The 1,284-nt window shown below is 45.5% G+C and carries 2 protein-coding genes; one reads left to right on the plus strand and one right to left on the minus strand.

Annotated elements, in window-relative coordinates; all coding sequences use genetic code 11:
• Positions 1 to 866: 23S rRNA (cytidine(2498)-2'-O)-methyltransferase RlmM (gene rlmM, locus R7P35_RS24775; protein ID WP_318093015.1), on the plus strand; the 866-nt coding region annotated here is incomplete at its 5' end.
• 90 nt (positions 867 to 956) lie between these two features.
• Here the strand turns inward: rlmM and R7P35_RS24780 are convergent.
• A partial coding sequence (locus R7P35_RS24780; protein ID WP_318093017.1) for a DNA/RNA non-specific endonuclease occupies positions 957 to 1,284 on the minus strand: 328 nt, incomplete at its 5' end.

The following is a 1,284-nucleotide window of genomic DNA, read 5'->3' on the forward strand; positions in this document are numbered from 1 at the left end:
AGTTTGAAGCGCTGCCAAGTGAAGACCGCATCAGCCCAATCCTTGCCGAGCTGTCAGAGTTTGAATCGTTCCCACGTTGTGGCGATCTACGTATCGAAACGCCAGACACGAACGAAGCAAAAGAGCTATTGAAGTTCTGCCGCAAGTTCACCGTACCAATGCGCCAAGCGTTGCGTGGTAAAGGTTTGATGTGGAATAAAGACAATGCGAAGAAGCCAGTGCTACACATCTGTTTTGTCGCACCGGGTCATTGTTATGTGGGTTACTCACTACCAGGCAACAACTCGCAGTTCTTTATGGGTATCCCTCGCTTGAAATTCCCAGCAGACGCCCCAAGCCGTTCTACGCTAAAACTGGAAGAAGCTTTCCACGTATTTATTCCGCGAGATGAGTGGGATGAGCGTTTAGCGCCAGGCATGTGGGGCGTTGATTTAGGTGCATGTCCAGGTGGTTGGACGTACCAATTAGTGAAACGTTCTATGTTCGTTCATTGTGTTGATAATGGCATGATGGCAGACAGCTTGATGGAAACGGGTCAGATTAAGCACCACATGGTGGATGGCTTTAAGTTTGAACCAGACCGCAAGAACGTGACTTGGATTGTGTGTGATATGGTTGAGAAACCAGCTCGCGTGGCACATCTTATGGGCCAATGGCTGCTTAAAGGTTGGGCGAAAGAAGCCATCTTTAACCTGAAATTGCCAATGAAAGGTCGTTACGATGAAGTACTGCAAGATCTTGAAAATCTAAAAATGTTCTTGATTGAGAACAAGGTGAAATTCAAGCTGCAAGCGAAGCATCTGTATCATGACCGTGAAGAGATTACGATTCACATTCAGTGTCTATCTAACATCTCTCCGCACTAAGCTATCGTTTCTATGTGGTTGAACATTATAAAAAAGCGCCTACTTCAGGCGCTTTTTTATTGCGGTTTAAGAATCGCGATAGTCACTCAATTACTGGTTGGTTGGCCACATCTCTTCCCATTTTACTGATTCCATGTTGTCTTCGATGCTATCTGGCGTTTGAGCAAAAAAGTCTAATCCAGTTTGACGTTCAACTTCGTCAATGGTGGTAATAAAGTTGGCTAACTCAGAGCTTGAAACATCACGATGCGGGACAATGAACGCAATGGCTTCATCAAAGCTTGGATCAAGAATGACTTTGTAAAATGCGCTCGGGATCGCCACACCATTACCGATTGTTCCTTCGTTACCTTGGTAAATCGGTCCGGTCACCACATAAAGCTCATTGTACTCATTGGCGAGATCACGAACATGTTCA

Source organism: Vibrio sp. Vb0304 (assembly GCF_033338995.1).
Classification (GTDB): domain Bacteria; phylum Pseudomonadota; class Gammaproteobacteria; order Enterobacterales; family Vibrionaceae; genus Vibrio; species Vibrio alginolyticus.